Source organism: Methylocella sp. (assembly GCF_044226135.1).
Lineage (GTDB): Bacteria > Pseudomonadota > Alphaproteobacteria > Rhizobiales > Beijerinckiaceae > Methylocapsa.
Genome location: NZ_JBGAHM010000002.1, coordinates 146567 through 161013, shown reverse-complemented (window position 1 = coordinate 161013; position 14447 = coordinate 146567). Strand labels below are relative to the sequence as shown.

The following is a 14447-nucleotide window of genomic DNA, read 5'->3' as shown; positions in this document are numbered from 1 at the left end:
GCCAAACCCTCGCCGCCGCGCGCCGAATCTCGGGCGCTTCCCGACCGGCCACGACGCATCCCTCAAGGCGCTCCGCTTGTCCAGACCTTTCGACCCGGCCGCCGCGCCGGCCCCGGCGGCCCGGCCCCTCGACGGGTCGGACGAGACGGCCGTCGCCCTGCGCCTCGCGCGCCGCCTCGGCGAGGTCCACGCCCGCCAGCGCGTCGGCATCGAGGCCGAGCACGAGGCCCAGGCGTTCGGCCAGGGGCTCAATTTCTTCCATGTCGAGAACTGGTATTCGGTCCACGCCATGATGCGCCTCGCGCTCACCGCCTGCGGGCTGTGGGGGCGCGGGCGGCGCAACGCCGCGCGGCTCGTCGTGCGCCGCAACGAGATCAGGTCGGCGCGCCTGCCCGCGGACTTCGACGGCTTCACGCTGCTGCACCTGTCCGATCTTCACGTCGAAATGAGCGGCGCGGCGATGGCGCGGCTGCGCGAAATCGTCGCCGGCCTCGACTATGACCTCTGCGTCATGACCGGCGACTACCGCGCCCGCACCTTCGGCGGCTTCAGGGCGGCGCTCGAAGGCATGGAGACCGTCGTGGCGAGCCTCAGGCGGCCGATCTATGGCGTGCTCGGCAACCACGACACGGTCAGGATGACGCCGGCGCTCGAGGACATGGGCGTCGTCATGCTGCTCAACGAATCGGTCCGCCTCGCGCGCGGGGGGGCCGAAATCCACCTCGCCGGCGTCGACGACGCCCATTTCTTCCGCGTCGACAACATCGAGAAGGCCGCCGCCGACATTCCGGTCGAGGCGTTTTCGATCCTTTTGTCGCATACGCCCGAGATCTACCGCCAGGCGGCCCATGCGGGCTTCGACGCCATCCTGAGCGGCCACACCCACGGCGGCCAGATCTGCCTGCCCGGGGGGATTCCGGTCACGCTCGACTCCAGCCTGCCGCGCCGCTTCGGCGCGGGGGCGTGGCGCTATTGCGGCATGAGCGGCTACACCTCCGTCGGCGCCGGGTCGAGCGTGCTGCCCGTGCGCCTCAACTGCCCGCCCGAGGTCACGCTGCATGTTCTGCGTCGCGACGAAGGTCCGGCGCGCGAAAACGCTCAGTAGGGCCGCTCGCGCAGCTTGAGCGCATAGAGCGTGCGCGACAGCAGCAGCGCGCCGATCCAGAACAGCAGCACGGCGACGGCGACGTCGACGAGGCGAAGGCCGAGCTCGCCTTTCAGCAGAAGCAGCGGGACCCGGAAAACGGGGCCTGGTCGACGCGGAGGCGCCATGCCTGCGGGGAGCACCTGGAGGCGCCGCTTGACAGGCTCGAAAACGCGTCCCCGGCCATCGCCCCGGCGGCGGCGAGCGCGCCGGCGTGCCAGGGAAGCCCCATGGCGAGGGCGGCCAGCGTCGTCGCCACAAGGCTCGCGCCGACGCCGCGAAAGGTCTTGGACGCGCCAAGGACGCGCGCGCCGTCGGCGAATTTGAGATGGAAGTCGATCGGATAGGCGCCGACGGGCCCGAGCAGGCGGGCCGCGAGCAGCGGCGCGCCATTGGCGAGAAAGACGAGCGTGAGGCCCTGCGCGATCGCGGCCCAGTTCATGGCTCATGGTCCGGGGCGCGACGGCGCCCGCATGGAAAACGGCGCGACGGCGACGAAGGTTCCAGGCGGCCGCCGCTTGAGCGCGGCGGTTTCCCCAAAAAGACGTTTTGCGCGGCGCCCGGCGAAAAGCCTGCCGCTTTTTAGCCCTGCGTCGTAAAACACGGCGCGCCCGCGGGCGGGGCCGCGCCTCTGGCCCCGGGAACGGCCGCGAGCGGAAAATCGCCGGAGGATTCGCCATGTTCGCCGAAAGACTGGGGCTTGCTTCGCCCATCGTTCAGGCCCCGATGGCCGGCGTCTCGACGCCGGCGCTCGCCGCCGCCGTCTCGAACGCCGGCGCGCTCGGTTCGCTCGGGCTTGGCGCGGCGAGCGCCGCCGCCGCGCGAAACATGATCCGCGAGACGAAGGCGCTCTCCGCGCGTCCCTTCAACGTCAATCTGTTCTGCCACGCGAAAGGCCCGCGCGACGCGGCGCGCGAGGCGGCCTGGCTCGACCGGCTCGCGCCCGAATTCGCCCGCTTCGGCGCGAAGCCGCCCGAAAGCCTCGGCGAGATCTATCGAAGCTTCCGCGACGACGACGCCATGCTGGCGATGCTGCTCGAAGAAAAGCCCGCCGTCGTCAGCGTCCATTTCGGCCTGCCGCAGCCGCAGAAGATCGCCGCGCTGAAAGGCGCGGGCGCCCTTCTTGTCGCCAGCGCGACCTGTCTTGAGGAAGCGCTCGCCGCGCAGGCGGCCGGGGCCGACGCCGTGGTCGCGCAGGGGATCGAGGCCGGCGGCCATCGCGGCGTGTTCGACGAAAACGCGCCCGACGAAGGGCTCGGCGTCCTTCCGCTGACGCGCCTGCTTGCGCGCGCCCTCGACATTCCGGTCGTCGCCGCGGGCGGGATCATGGACGGGGCGGGGATCGCCGCGGCCCTGGCGCTCGGGGCCGAGGCGGCGCAGCTCGGCACGGCTTTCGTCGCCTGCCCGGAATCCGCCGCCGACGCCGCCTATCGCGCGGCGCTGCTTGCGGGGCCGCGCCGCACGCGCCTGACGCGGGTCATTTCGGGGCGCCCGGCGCGCTGCCTCGAAAACGCCTTCACCATGCTCGGCGAGGCGGTTCGGCCTGACGAGAGTCCGGCCTATCCCATGGCCTATGACGCCGGCAAGGCGCTCAACGCCGCGGCGAAGGCCGCGGGCGAAACGGGGTTTGGCGCGCAATGGGCCGGGCAGGGCGCGAAGCTCGCGCCCCTGCCGGCGGCGAGCTTCGTAGCGCCTTCGCGGCCGAGCTTGCGGCCGCAAGAGGTTAGCGAAGCATCAGCGCCGGATTCTGCATCGCCGCGCCGGACGCGCCCTTGCCGAGATTGTCGAGCCGCGCCGTCAGGACCGCCTGCCGGCGCGCCTCATTGGCGAAGACGACGAGTTCGAGCTCATTGGTGCCGTTGAGCTTTTCGGGTTCGATCCGGCCGGGGTCGAGCTCCGGGATCACGCGCACATAAGTCTGGCCGGCGTAATGCGCCTTGAGCGCGGCCTCGAGGTCGGCGGCTTTCGGCTTGCCCGGCAGCGCGTCGAGGAACAGCGGGATCGACACCAGCATCCCTTGCGCGAAGCTGCCGACCGAGGGCACGAAGATCGGCCGACGCGTCAGCATGGCGTAGGCCTCGATCTCGGGAATATGCTTGTGGTTGAGGCCGAGCGCGTAGATTTCAAAGGCCGGCGCCGTGCCGGCGTCATGCTCGGCGATCATCGCCTTGCCGCCGCTTGTAGCCCGAGACCGCGTTGATCGAGAGGCGGAAATCGAGCGAAATGAACCGGCGTCGATCAGCCAGGCGCAAGCGCGATCGCGCCCGTCGCGTAGCAGCCGGGATTGGAGACCTTTTTCGCGCGCGCCACGGCCTCGGCCTGCCCGGCGCGAAGCTCCGGGAAGCCATAGGTCCAGCCGGGCGCGGTGCGATGCGCGGTCGAGGCGTCGAGCAGGCGCGGGCCGGCCTCGCCCAGCGACTCGACGAGCGCGACGGTCTCCTTGGCGGCGTCGTCGGGCAGGCACAGGATGGCGACGTCGATCTCGCGCAGGAGCGCGGCCTTGGCGGCGGGATCCTTGCGCTGTTCGGACGGCAGGCTTTTCAGCTCGACGCCGGGTTCGGCGGAAAGGCGCTGCTTGATGCCAAGGCCGGTGGTGCCGGCCTCGCCGTCGATGAAGATCTTTCCCTGCATGGCCTCATTCGCTCCGGGGCGCCCTCGCCCTTTATGGGGATGACGGCATGATTTTGCGACAGGGCGGCGAAGACGCGTCTTTTTCGCGCCGCGCGCCAGCCAAAAACCGGCGCAAAGAAAAAAAGGCGGCCTGGGCCGCCTTGATCTCGTCGGTAAGAAGACGCTCAGCGCTTCGAGAACTGGAAGCTGCGGCGGGCTTTCTTCTTGCCGTATTTCTTGCGCTCGACGACGCGCGAGTCGCGGGTCAGGAAGCCTTCCTTCTTGAGGATCGGGCGCAGGTCGGGCTCAAACGCCACGAGCGCCTTGGCGAGGCCGTGGCGCACCGCGCCGGCACGGCCGAAGGCCGCCAGGCGACCGTGACGATCAGGTCGTACTGTTCGCGCGGCCGGCGACGCCGAGCGGCTGGGCGAGTCATGTGCGCAACGCAGGCGGGCGAAATAGGTCTCGACCGAGGCGGCCGTTGACGATCTTGCCCGGGGCGGAAGCTTGTCCAGAACACGCGGGCGACAGCGTCCGCTGCGCTACCCGTGGCGTAGGCGCGGCCACTGCGCGTCGAGCTGCTGGACGTAAACCGGGCCTTCCTGCTGCGGCAGGGCGGTCGCGGCTTGAAGTCCCCTGGGCGAAGAGAAGTCTCGGCCATGGTCAAGATCGTCCTCGCGTTCTTCTTGTTGAGGCTCGCGACGTCGAGCAGCTCGACTGCTGCGCCTCATGCGGATGCTGCGAGCCCGCCATAGACGCGCAGATTGCCCATCTGCCGCGGCCGAGCAGGCGGCCGCCGGGACCTGCGCTCCACCGCCTTCTCGATCACGCGCTCGGGGAAGCGGCCGTCGAGGATGAACTTCGCCGAGCGCTCCTTGATGCCGCCCGGATAGCCGGTGTGGTGGAAATACACCTTCTGGTCGCGCTTGCGGCCGGTGAACGCCACCTTCTCGGCGTTGATGACGACGATGTTGTCGCCGTCGTCCATATGGGGCGTGGTGGGCTTGTGCTGCGCCGCGAAGGCTGGAGGGCGATGAGCGAGCCCCGAGCCGGCCCGACGACGAGGCCAGAGGCGTCGATCAGAACCATTTCTTCTCGATGTCGCGGGCTTCGCGGAATGGAAGTCTTGCCGAACATTGCGATGATCGTTTCCTGGCGTTGTCCGCCGGCGGGCAGGCCAAGGTCTCCCGAAGGGAAACAGGGGCGATCCGGCGGCGCGAGCGCGGCTCTTAGCCCGGCCCGCGCGCGCCGTCGAAGCGCGAAGCCGAAAAAGGCGTTTCCGCGCCGTCGCAAAAAGCTCAAGGTATCACTGACCCTCAGCAATACGCCCGGCCGATGAAGCTCTCCGGGGTCCCGTCCTTCGGATCGACGAAGACGATGTCCTTCGGGTCGCGGCGCGGCGCGTCGACCAAGAAGGCAGTCGGCTCCGCGCACATGTCAGGCAGGCGTGAACGATCCGGCGCCGGAAGAACAGGAGGTCGCCGGGGCGGAATTCGCGCAGGTCCGCGGGGTCGTTCATCCAGAAGGTCCCGCGCCCGCTGAGCACGTAAAGATATTCGTCGGAGCCCTCGTGGTAATGCGCCGGCGTGCCGCGATAGACCCTGAACACGCGGGCGCTCGATCCCGGCTCATTGGTCAGGTAGCGGTCGAGCAGCAGCGTGTCGGCGCTCGCCGGGAAGCCGCGCGCGAGCGCAAGCAGGTCGAAGCGCGCGGAAGCGGAGAATTTTCGTCCGCGCCGGCCTGTCGGACGCGGCGTCCCCTGAAATGGCGTCTTTGGTCATGACGGAGCTTTCGCGATAGGATCGGCCGCGCCCAAGGCGGCCCGCGCGCAGGGTTCGCCTGTTCCCGCCCAAGCGCAACCGCGCGCGGCCTCGCGCATTGAGATAAAGGCGCGAACGGAGACGCACATGACGAACGAGGTTTTGGCCGCCGGCGCGCGTGACGACGAGCTCCGCGCCATTTTGCGCGGCGCGCGCAGCATCGCGCTCGTCGGCGTGTCAGACAATCCGGACCGCCCGTCCTATGAGGTCATGGCCTTTCTGCTGTCGCGCGGCTTTGCGGTCACGGGCGTCAATCCGGGCCTCGCCGGGCGCGAGATTCTCGGCGCGCCGGTCGTGGCGAAGCTCGCCGACCTGCCGGCCCCGGTGACAGTCGACGACCTCCACGCAATTCGGCGGCGGCGGGCGAAATCGTCAACGAGGCGCTCGCCCTGCCCTGGCGCCCGAAGACGATCTGGATGCAGATCGGCGTCGTCAACGAGCCGGCCGCCGCGCTGGCCGGGCGCAGGGCGTCACGGTCCGTGATGGACCGCTGCCCCAAGATCGATTATGGCCGGCTCGGGCTCGGCTGAGCCCCGCTCCGGCCGGGCCGCGCCTCAGGTCTTCGCGCCCCCTCGCGCGCAAACCGCCTCGGCGCCGAGCGCGGCGGCGGCCAGCTGCGGTCAAGCCCAGCGCACGGTGCGCCAGGCCCTTGGAGGCCGGGACGGCGAGCAGCGTCGATGCCAGCGAGCGCCATCTGCGCGAACACGAGCAGCGCCAGCACGATCGCCCGCCGGGTCGCCGGATCGTCGCCGAGCTTCACATAGGCGTAGAGCGCCTGGGCCAGCGCGAGCAGCAGGGCGTAGGCGAGCAGCCGGTGCTGGAGCTGCGCGGTCATCGGATTGTCGAAATGGTTCGCCCATGCGGGTGAAAGCCGCCAGATCTCGTCGGCGGGCGGCAGGCAGCGGCCCTCCATCAGGGGCCAGCTCATGTAGACGCGCCCGGCCCTGAGCCCCGCGACCAGCGCGCCGAAGCCGATCTGCACAAACAGGAGCGCGAGCAGGCCGAGCGAGAAGGCGAGCAGCGCGCGCCGCCGCGCCGGCGCGAGGATCGGCGCGCGCAGGCGCCGCGTCTCGCCGGCCGCGAGCCAAAGGATCCACACGAAGCTTGCGCTGGCGAGCAGCAGATGAACGGCGAGGCGCTCCTGCGCCACCTCGGTGTGCAGCGTGAGCCCCGATTTCACCATCCACCAGCCGACGAAGCCCTGCAGGCCGCCGAGCGCGAGCAGGCCGAGAAGCTGCGGCTTCAGCCGCGCGGAGAGGTCGCCGCGCAGCCAGAAGATCACCAGCGGCAGGGCGAGGGCCGCCCCGATCAGCCGGCCGAGCAGGCGGTGGGCCCATTCAAAGAAATAGACGATTTTGAAGCCCGCCAGCGTCATGTCGGGAAAGACCTGCGCATATTGCGGGATCTGCTTGTAATTTTCGAATTCGGCGAGCCACTCCGCCTGCGAGAGCGGCGGGACCACGCCGGTCAGCGTACCTCCATTGCTGCGTATTTTCTCCATGAGCCTGGTCGCGCCGCCGACGAGCACCATGAGAAAGACGAGCGCGGCGAGGCTCCAGAGCCAGGCCGCGACGGCGTTGTTCCGGCGCGCGGCGAAGGCCGGAACGACGGCTGCGGGAGGATCGTAAACCCAGACCATCGGCGGTTTCCTGAGAGGCGCTCTGGCCTCCCACAGACGGGGCGAAATCTCAAGCCCGCTTGCGCCCCGACGCCGGGCGGGATTTAACGGCGCGGCGGAGACGGGGAGAGCGCGGCTCATCATGCGGATGCGGGTGCGGAAATTCATCGGCGCGATGGTCATGCTGGCCTTCGTGCCCATCTATGCGCTGGTCGCCATGGCGCTGGCGCAGGCGCGGCCGATCCAGGAGGCCTCGTCGGGCGTGCAGGTGCTGTGCTACGCGCTGCTGGGGCTGATCTGGGTGTTTCCGCTGATGCCGCTGATCCGCTGGATGCAGAAGCCTGATTCGCAGGGGTGATCATGGCGCCCGCGCGCCAGTCCGGGAGCCGCCGCAAAGGCGCGTCCCGCCGGTCATCGCCTGAAAGCCAGCGCCACGACGCCGCAGGCGATCATCGCGATTCCGGACCATTCCCTGAGCGAGGGACGTTCGCCCAGAAAGGTGAAAGCGAACGCCGCCGTCAGCACGAGGCTGAACTTGTCCACGGGCGCGACTTTGGACGCGTCGCCGATCTTGAGCCTGCGGAAGTAGCGCACCGCTGGCATACGCGCCGGGCCGGACAGCCCGAGGAAAAGCCAGGTTCCGGGCGACAGAGTCAGGGGGTTCGTCCATTTCCCCGCGCAGGCCACGAACGCGGACAGCACGACGAGGATGATCGCTGTCCTGATCAAAGTGGCGAGATCGGAATCGACCCCCTGAACGCCGAGCTTGGCGAAAATGGCGGTGAGCGCCGCAAAGACAGCGGAAAGCAGGGCTGGCGAAACCAGCCGCGAAGCGCCCATGTCGCACTGCTTCAATTTCACCGACTACCATCATCACGTCCACGGCGCGCCTGAGCCGGCTTCGCCGCGCTTCGCCTCCTGCCACGCCGTTTCTGGCGGCTCGACCGCGCGAGGCTCAGGCTGCGCGCCGCGCCGAGCCGATCACCAGAACGTCGCGGGCGCGCCAGCCGAAGCCTGGCCGCGCGGCGGATTCGGCCCTCGGCTCGCCGGGGGCGGCGGCGAGCACGACGAGATCGGCCTCGGCCGCGAGCGCCCGGAACAGCTCGTCCTCGGCGGGGACGCCGGCCTTGACCCAGATGAAGTCATAGGCGCCGGCGAGCGCGTCGAGCACGATCGAAAGCTCGGCGCCGGCCGCGAGCGCCTCGACCGGCAGCGGCGCCGCCCCGCGCGAGACCATATGCAGGCGCGACTCGCCGTCGCGCCGGATCGCCTCCTCGAAGCGCGCCTCATGGGCGATGAGCTCGGCGAGGCCCGGCGCGTCGCCCGCGCCGCGCCTGGAAACCCGCAGGCGACAGCTCGCCGAGGTCGACCAGGATCGAGCGGCCCTCGGCGGACAGGCGCCGCGCCAGCGCCAGGGCCACGTCGAGCCGCGCGGCACGCTCGCGCCAAAACCGCGCCCACGCCAAAATGGCCGCGAAGATGCGCGCCGGCCCGGCCCGCGCCGCTTCAGGATGCGCGCCGCGGCGTCTTCGAGGGCGCGGGCGTTGCGCGCCGCGGCCGCCTCGCCAGGTCTCCCAGCGCCGAGCCGCGCCGAGACGAAGCCATGGGGTTTGCAGGATCGCGCCTTCGAGCCGAGCGGGCGGCGCTCCGGGCGCGCTGTCCCAGCCCGCGCCGCGCCGACCGCCGAGCGCGGCGAGCGCGGCGGCGAAAGCCCCGCCGCGCCGAACGCGAGCCCAGAATCCGGCGCGAGCGCATGGGCGGGCGGGACGGCCGGGACGACGATCGCTCGCCGCGCCCGCGGGTGCGGCCGACGGCGCAAGGTCGGGCGTCTCGGCGTCGGCCGCGGCCGCGGCGCGCTCGGCGTCGGCGCGCGCCGCGAGGGAACAGGGCGGCGACGGGTTTGCGGCCCGCGCGAAATCGGCGTCCTCGGCGCGGAAACCGACCAGAAGCTGGCGCTCGCGCAGCAGCGCGGCGACGGACAGGCGCGCCGCGAAGGCCGTGAGCGCGCGCTCTGCGCGCGTCGCGGTCGGGGTCGAGCGCGCGAGCGTTTCGAGCGCGCGCGACCTCCGAGTCATTGCGGGCGAATTCGGGCCGGCCCCAGGCGCCGAGGCCCGAGAGCGCGTCGCGGGCGATGTCGCGCGAGAGCATCATCGCCGCCGCCTGGTCGAGCGGCGCCTGCGAGCCCGCCGGGGCCGCGACGAAGACCCGCGTCTCGGCGCGATATTGCGCCGGATAGGCCGCGCCCGCCGCGACGAACAGCGCGCCGCAGCCGAGCGCCAGCACGCCGCACAGGGCCGCGAGCCCGAACGCCGGGCCCGCGAGGCGCAGGCGGGCGGCGCGCGCAGGCCCGACCGAGGCGGGCTTGGACAATTCGCGCTCTTGCATCGGCGGCTCCCAAATTCACGAATTCAGGAGACGCCCTTTATGGTTTCGGAGTGGTTAATGCGCTCTTCACAGCCTGTGGAGCGCGAGCTTCGCCTTATGGGACGCCCGTCGGCGCCGCATGAAAAAACCTCCGGCGGATGTCGCCGGAGGCCCGAGCCGGGGGGTCACGACGCGGAGGAGATCAGCTTTCGGTCAGGCCGACGCTGTTCATCGCCGCCTTGAGCGTGTTGCTCATCAGCATGGCGATGGTCATCGGGCCGACGCCGCCCGGCACCGGCGTGATCGCCGCCGCATTGTCGAGGCATTCGGCGAAGGCGACGTCGCCGACGAGGCGGGTCTTGCTCTTGGCGTCGGGGTTCGTGTTCGGCACGCGGTTGATGCCGACGTCGATGACGATGGCGCCGGGCTTGATCCAGTCGCCGCGGATCATCTCGGGGCGGCCGACGGCGGCGATCAGCACGTCGGCGCGGCGCACCACTTCGGGCAGGTCCCTGGTGCGCGAATGGGCGATGGTCACGGTGGCGTTCTGGCCGAGCAGGAGCTGGGCGATCGGCTTGCCGACGAGGTTCGAGCGGCCGACGACCACGGCTTCCGCGCCCGAAAGCTTGAAGTTCAGCGCGGCGGCGGCCTTTTCGAGCAGGATCATGCTGCCCGCCGGGGTGCAGGGGATGAGGGCGCGCTTGACGTCGCCGATGGCGAGCAGGCCCGAATTCATCGGATGCAGGCCGTCGACGTCCTTTTCGGGCGCGATGCTCTCGATGATGTGGGTCGCGTCGCGCCCGCCCGGCAGCGGCAGCTGCAGCAGGATGCCATGGATCTTCGGGTCGGCGTTGAGCTTGTGGATGACGGCGAGGATCTCCTCCTCGGTCGCCTCGGCCGGCAGGTCGTGCTGCACCGAATGGAAGCCGACGGCCTTCGCCGCCTTGCCCTTGGCGCCGACATAGACCTGGCTCGCCGGGTCCGCGCCGACGAGAATGACCGCAAGGCCCGGCTGCACCTTGCCGTCGAGCTTCTTCACCTTTTCGGCGATCTCGGCCAGCACTTCGTCGGAGCCGCGCTTGCCGTCGATCAGGAGGGCCTTGCCCGAGGAGGAGCGCAGAACCCCGGTTTCGGTTGCGGTCGTCGGCAGCTCTGCGACGGACATGGGATCCTCCAGTTTGTTTTTGCGCGGCGCGCGTTCGGGGCGCCGTCTCGGCGGCGAGGGGAAAATAGTCCGCCGCGCCCCCGGCGAACACCAAAATTATTTTGGCCGCCGCCAAGATGAATTTGTCGAGGACGAATTTTTCGCGCGGCCGCGGCCGGACCTCAGGCGCCGGGCGGCTCATAGGCGTAGGCCGCCGCATGGCGGGCGCGGCCCCCCGGCGGCAGAAGACGCATGGAGGGCTTTTCCAACAGGTCGCCCGCAAAGCCCACGGGGTCGCCATGGCCGGTCCAGCTTTCGACGCATAAAAAGGGCGCGCCGCCGCGCGACCACAGCGCGACATGATCGAATCCCGAGGTCGAGAGGCCCAGCGCCGCGCCGCCGGGGCCAAGAAAGCGCAGGCTCGCGCTGTTCGCGCCGAGAAAACACAGCGCCTCGGCCGCAAAAAGCTCCGGCGCGAGCGCGAGGCGGCGCCCATCCTCGAGCGGGACCGGGCGCAGCGCGGGGCGAAACAGCCCCTCGCCCGAAATCTCGGGCACGAACGGGGACTCGGCCGTCGCAAATTCGATTCCATAGTCCTGGGGCGCGCCGCCCGCGAAAGGCCAGCGCAGGCCGGGATGCAGGCCGCAGGCGTAGGGCATGGGGCCGTCGCCGCGGTTTTCGACCTCGATCTCGGCCGAAAGGCTTCGCGCCGCCAGCCTGTAGGAGACATGCAGCGCGAAGCGGAACGGGTAGCACGCCAGCGTGTCGTCGGAGCTTTCGAGCGTGAGCCTCACGCCGGCGGGGCCGAGCCGTTTCGCCGTGAACGCCGCCGCAGCGGCGAAGCCGTGGACGCCCATCGGATAGGCCTTCCCGGCGACGCGGATCTCGCCGCCCGCCGCCCGGCCGACGACGGGAAAGAGAATCGGCGCCGTCGCGTCCCAGACGGACGGGTCCTTCGTCCACAAAAGCTCGGCCGTCCCGACGCGCCAGCGCGTCAGCTCCGCGCCGCGCCGGCTCACGCTGGCGCGCGCCGCGCCGGCTTCGAGCAGGATTGCGTCGGGTTCGGTTGGGTGGGGCGTCATGGAATCGTCGCGCGGAGGCGCTATGCGCGTTTCAATAAGGCTTGAGCCGCGCCGCGACAATGGGCGCGGCGGCGGGGCGTGCGCCATGCGCCAGAAGGCGCGCCGTCGGCGCGCGGGATCGTTCGTCTGCGCCATCCTGGCGCTCGCCGCGGCTGCGGCGGGCGGGAGCGGCGCGCGCGCCGCGCCCGCCGACGTCTGCGCGGGGCCGCCCTCGATCCTGTCGAGCGTCGCCGTTCCGGGCCTTTCCGACCTCAAGACCTTTTTGTGCGGCCATGGCGTCAATTTCTACGGCGCCTATATCGGCGAAGTTTTTGGCGTCGCCGCGGGCGGGGCGCGCCGCGCCGCCTTCTACGACCAGCGCGTCGAGGCCGGCGTCTTCGTCGATCTCGAAACGCTCGCGGGCCTCAGGGGCGCGAGCTTCCACGCCAACGGCTTCGCCATCGCCGGGCAGGGCGCGACCGACGGCGCGGTCTATAATTTCGCCGCCGTCTCCAACGTCTCGGCCCATCCCGCCCTGCTCCTGTTCGAGTTCTGGGCCGAGCAGAGCCTGTTTAACGGCCTCGCCTCGCTGCGCGTCGGCCAGCTCGCCGCCGACAGCGAATTCTCGACCTCCGAATTCGACGGCCTGTTCACCAACGCCACCTTCGGCTGGGCGACGCTGATGGCGGCCGACCTGCCGAGCGGCGGCCCGACCTACCCTTACGCCACGCCCGCCGCGCGGCTCCTGCTGCGCCCGATCGAAGGGCTGACGCTGATGGGCGCCGTGTTCAACGGCGACCCGACCGGGGCGGGTTTTGACGGCGAACCCTATGATTTCGCGCCGCGCGGCTCGCGCTTCGGTCTGCACGGGCCGCCGTTCGTGATGGCCGAAGCCGCCTACGCCTATAACCAGAGCGCCGACGCGCCCGCGCCTGCGGGGCGGATCAAATTCGGCGGCTGGCGCCATTTCGGCGCGTTCGAGGACCAGCGCTTCGACGCCGCGGGCGGGCTTCTCGCGCTGTCCGAAAGCGGCGCGCCGCGGATGCTCGACGGCGACTGGGGCTTTTACGGCGTGATCGACCAGATGCTCTGGAGAAAGCCGAACGACCCCGACTTCAAGAAGGGCGTCGGCGTGTTCGCCCGCGTCTTCACGGCGCCCTCCGACCGCAACGAAGTCAGCTTTTACGCCGACGCCGGCGTCGTGACCTCGGGGCTCGTCCCCGGCCGCCCCGACGATGATTTCGGCGTCGCCCTCGCCTACACCGAGATTTCGGCCGCCGCGCGCGGCCGCGACGAGGCCGCGGCCGCGCGCAGTCTCTACGGGCGGCGCGACGAAATCATGCTGGAGGCGGTCTATAACGCGCTGATCGCGCCGGGCTTCAACATTCTGCCGGTGGCGACCTATGTGATCCATCCGGGCGCGGCGGCGCCGCAGGAGGATGGGCTGGGGCTCAGGCTGCCGAACGCGCTCGTGTTCGGCCTGCGCGCGCAGCTTTCGTTCTGAACGGCCCGGCGCGGCGCCAGAATCAGCGCAGCGCCAGAACGCGCAGGTTCAGCGCAGCGCCAGAAAGTGATTGTCGAAGCGCGGGCCGCCGGCGCCGCGCGCCAGCACGCCGACGCGCTCGTCCTCGACGCCGATGAGCAGCGTCTGCCCATAGCCGCCGCCGGCGACGAAGCGGCCCGGCGCGCCGGCGGGCGCGAGGGCGCAGCCGTCGGCGAGCGGGACGGCGCCGACGAACCGGCCCTCGGCGCGAAACACGCTGACGCGCCCGCCGCGCGGCGAGGCGCAGGCGAGATAGCGGCCGGACCGGTCATAGGCGAGCGAGCCGACATAGCCGCGCAGCGCCCGCCATTCGGCGTCCGGCGCCTCGAAGGCCGTGAGCGCGCCCGCGGCCGAAACCCGGAACAGGAGCGGCCGCGCCTCGCCGTCGGCGAGCAGGTCCTGCGCCGCGACCGCGAGCGCGCCCTCGCGTGACAGCGCGAGATGGCGCAGCGACAGGCTGGCGAGCGGCTCGGCGAGCCGCCCCTCGGCGCGCGCCGCGCCGGTTTGCGGGTCGAGCACGGCGAGGCTCGATCCGGCGCGTTCGGCGTCTTTCGCCTCGGGCGTGTTGGGCTCGATCCCGCCGTTCGCCACGACGAGGCCAAAGGGCGCGAAGAACAGGTCGTGCGGCCCGTCGCCGCCGCTCGGCCATTCGGCCTCGATCGCGAAGCCGGCGTCGGGGCGGCGCAGGCTGACCGTGCCGCGGCCCATGCCGCGCCCGCCCTCGGGGCGCTCGATCTCATTGGCGAGAAAGACCGTTCCGTCGGGCGAGAAACGCCCGTGGCCGGAGAACACGCGGCCCGGGGCGGGCGCGAAATCGCCGAGGCCCCGGCCGGTGAGCGGGTCGAGCACGAGCGCGACATGGCCCGGCCTGCGCCCGACGGCGACGGCGCGCCCGCCCTGCGCGTCGAAGCCGTGCAGCCGCTGGGCCGAGGCGGCGCGCGCCTGCGGTTTGAGCCCGGCGTCGAGGACGAGGGCGGCGTAGCCCTCGCCTTCGCCCGCCGCCGCCAGAAAGCGCGGCGCGTCCGGACTTTCCGCGAGAGCGGCGGCGAAGGGGCCGGCCGCAAGGCTGGCGAGCGCGGCGCCCGCCCCGGCCAGAAAGCCGCGCCGGTCAAGGGCCGCGCGCGCGGGCCGCTCGGGGTCCAT

The 14447-nt window shown here is 71.2% G+C and carries 13 protein-coding genes and 5 pseudogenes; 6 read left to right on the top strand and 12 right to left on the bottom strand.

Annotation, left to right across the window (positions count from 1 at the left end; all coding sequences use genetic code 11):
• Nucleotides 1–76: 76 nt before the first annotated feature.
• A complete protein-coding gene (locus ACILRB_RS02040; protein ID WP_395664632.1) occupies nucleotides 77–1105 on the top strand; it encodes a metallophosphoesterase in 1029 nt (342 codons plus the stop codon).
• Here the strand turns inward: ACILRB_RS02040 and ACILRB_RS02035 are convergent.
• Together ACILRB_RS02035 and ACILRB_RS02030 are read right to left on the bottom strand one after the other, a co-directional pair.
• The gene (locus ACILRB_RS02035; RefSeq protein WP_395664631.1) at nucleotides 1099–1272 is read right to left on the bottom strand and encodes a hypothetical protein; all 174 of its coding nucleotides are present in this window, start codon (nucleotides 1270–1272) and stop codon (nucleotides 1099–1101) included. The two genes, ACILRB_RS02040 and ACILRB_RS02035, sit on opposite strands and share 7 nt — an antisense overlap.
• A complete protein-coding gene (locus ACILRB_RS02030; RefSeq protein WP_395664630.1) occupies nucleotides 1218–1586 on the bottom strand; it encodes a CDP-archaeol synthase in 369 nt (122 codons plus the stop codon). Before ACILRB_RS02030 ends, ACILRB_RS02035 begins: the two co-directional genes overlap by 55 nt.
• 236 nt (nucleotides 1587–1822) lie before the next feature.
• Between ACILRB_RS02030 and ACILRB_RS02025 the strand changes: the two are divergent.
• Nucleotides 1823–2794: pseudogene (locus ACILRB_RS02025) on the top strand (NAD(P)H-dependent flavin oxidoreductase); the annotation flags it as partial.
• A 73-nt stretch (nucleotides 2795–2867) separates the two neighbouring features.
• On the opposite strand, the pseudogene argC reads toward ACILRB_RS02025, so the two are convergent.
• The 4 genes and pseudogenes from argC to ACILRB_RS02005 all read right to left on the bottom strand — a co-directional run bounded on the left by argC (nucleotide 2868) and on the right by ACILRB_RS02005 (nucleotide 5453).
• Nucleotides 2868–3775 (bottom strand): annotated as a pseudogene (gene argC, locus ACILRB_RS02020) (N-acetyl-gamma-glutamyl-phosphate reductase).
• Between the two features lie 164 nt (nucleotides 3776–3939).
• Nucleotides 3940–4368: pseudogene (gene rpsI, locus ACILRB_RS02015) on the bottom strand (30S ribosomal protein S9).
• Nucleotides 4369–4481: 113 nt separating this feature from the next.
• Nucleotides 4482–4742, bottom strand: a complete 261-nt coding sequence (locus ACILRB_RS02010) for an uL13 family ribosomal protein (RefSeq protein ID WP_395664629.1) — start codon at nucleotides 4740–4742, stop codon at nucleotides 4482–4484.
• A gap of 328 nt (nucleotides 4743–5070) precedes the next feature.
• Nucleotides 5071–5453, bottom strand: a pseudogene (locus ACILRB_RS02005) (cupin domain-containing protein).
• Between the two features lie 208 nt (nucleotides 5454–5661).
• Here ACILRB_RS02005 and ACILRB_RS02000 point away from each other — a divergent pair.
• A pseudogene (locus ACILRB_RS02000) lies at nucleotides 5662–5853 on the top strand (CoA-binding protein); the annotation flags it as partial.
• An 89-nt stretch (nucleotides 5854–5942) separates the two neighbouring features.
• Nucleotides 5943–6104 (top strand): CoA-binding protein, encoded by a 162-nt coding sequence (locus tag ACILRB_RS01995; RefSeq protein WP_395664655.1) that lies wholly within the window; start codon nucleotides 5943–5945, stop codon nucleotides 6102–6104.
• On the opposite strand, the gene ACILRB_RS01990 is transcribed toward ACILRB_RS01995, so the two are convergent.
• Entirely contained in the window at nucleotides 6080–7213 is a 1134-nt protein-coding gene (locus tag ACILRB_RS01990) for a COX15/CtaA family protein (RefSeq protein ID WP_395664628.1), read from the bottom strand. The two genes, ACILRB_RS01995 and ACILRB_RS01990, sit on opposite strands and share 25 nt — an antisense overlap.
• Nucleotides 7214–7334: 121 nt before the next feature.
• On the opposite strand from ACILRB_RS01990, the gene ACILRB_RS01985 reads away from it, so the two are divergent.
• Complete coding sequence (locus ACILRB_RS01985) at nucleotides 7335–7550, top strand: DUF2842 domain-containing protein (protein ID WP_395664627.1); 216 nt, start codon at nucleotides 7335–7337, stop codon at nucleotides 7548–7550.
• Nucleotides 7551–7603: 53 nt separating this feature from the next.
• On the opposite strand, the gene ACILRB_RS01980 is transcribed toward ACILRB_RS01985, so the two are convergent.
• The 4 genes from ACILRB_RS01980 to ACILRB_RS01965 form a co-directional block, all read right to left on the bottom strand.
• On the bottom strand, nucleotides 7604–8032 hold the full coding sequence (locus ACILRB_RS01980) for an EamA family transporter (RefSeq protein WP_395664654.1): 429 nt from the start codon (nucleotides 8030–8032) through the stop codon (nucleotides 7604–7606).
• Between the two features lie 115 nt (nucleotides 8033–8147).
• Nucleotides 8148–8630 carry a hypothetical protein gene (locus tag ACILRB_RS01975; RefSeq protein WP_395664626.1) on the bottom strand — a complete coding sequence of 161 codons (483 nt, stop codon included), beginning with the start codon at nucleotides 8628–8630 and terminating at the stop codon, nucleotides 8148–8150.
• Between the two features lie 1128 nt (nucleotides 8631–9758).
• Nucleotides 9759–10721: a bifunctional 5,10-methylenetetrahydrofolate dehydrogenase/5,10-methenyltetrahydrofolate cyclohydrolase gene (locus ACILRB_RS01970; protein WP_395664625.1), complete on the bottom strand. Its 963-nt coding sequence runs from the start codon at nucleotides 10719–10721 to the stop codon at nucleotides 9759–9761.
• 161 nt (nucleotides 10722–10882) lie between these two features.
• Nucleotides 10883–11782, bottom strand: a complete 900-nt coding sequence (locus tag ACILRB_RS01965) for an aldose 1-epimerase family protein (RefSeq protein WP_395664624.1) — start codon at nucleotides 11780–11782, stop codon at nucleotides 10883–10885.
• An 85-nt stretch (nucleotides 11783–11867) separates the two neighbouring features.
• Between ACILRB_RS01965 and ACILRB_RS01960 the strand changes: the two genes are divergently transcribed.
• A complete protein-coding gene (locus ACILRB_RS01960) occupies nucleotides 11868–13265 on the top strand; it encodes a carbohydrate porin (RefSeq protein WP_395664623.1) in 1398 nt (465 codons plus the stop codon).
• Between the two features lie 48 nt (nucleotides 13266–13313).
• Here ACILRB_RS01960 and ACILRB_RS01955 read toward each other — a convergent pair whose 3' ends face one another.
• Nucleotides 13314–14447: a DUF1513 domain-containing protein gene (locus ACILRB_RS01955; protein ID WP_395664622.1), complete on the bottom strand. Its 1134-nt coding sequence runs from the start codon at nucleotides 14445–14447 to the stop codon at nucleotides 13314–13316.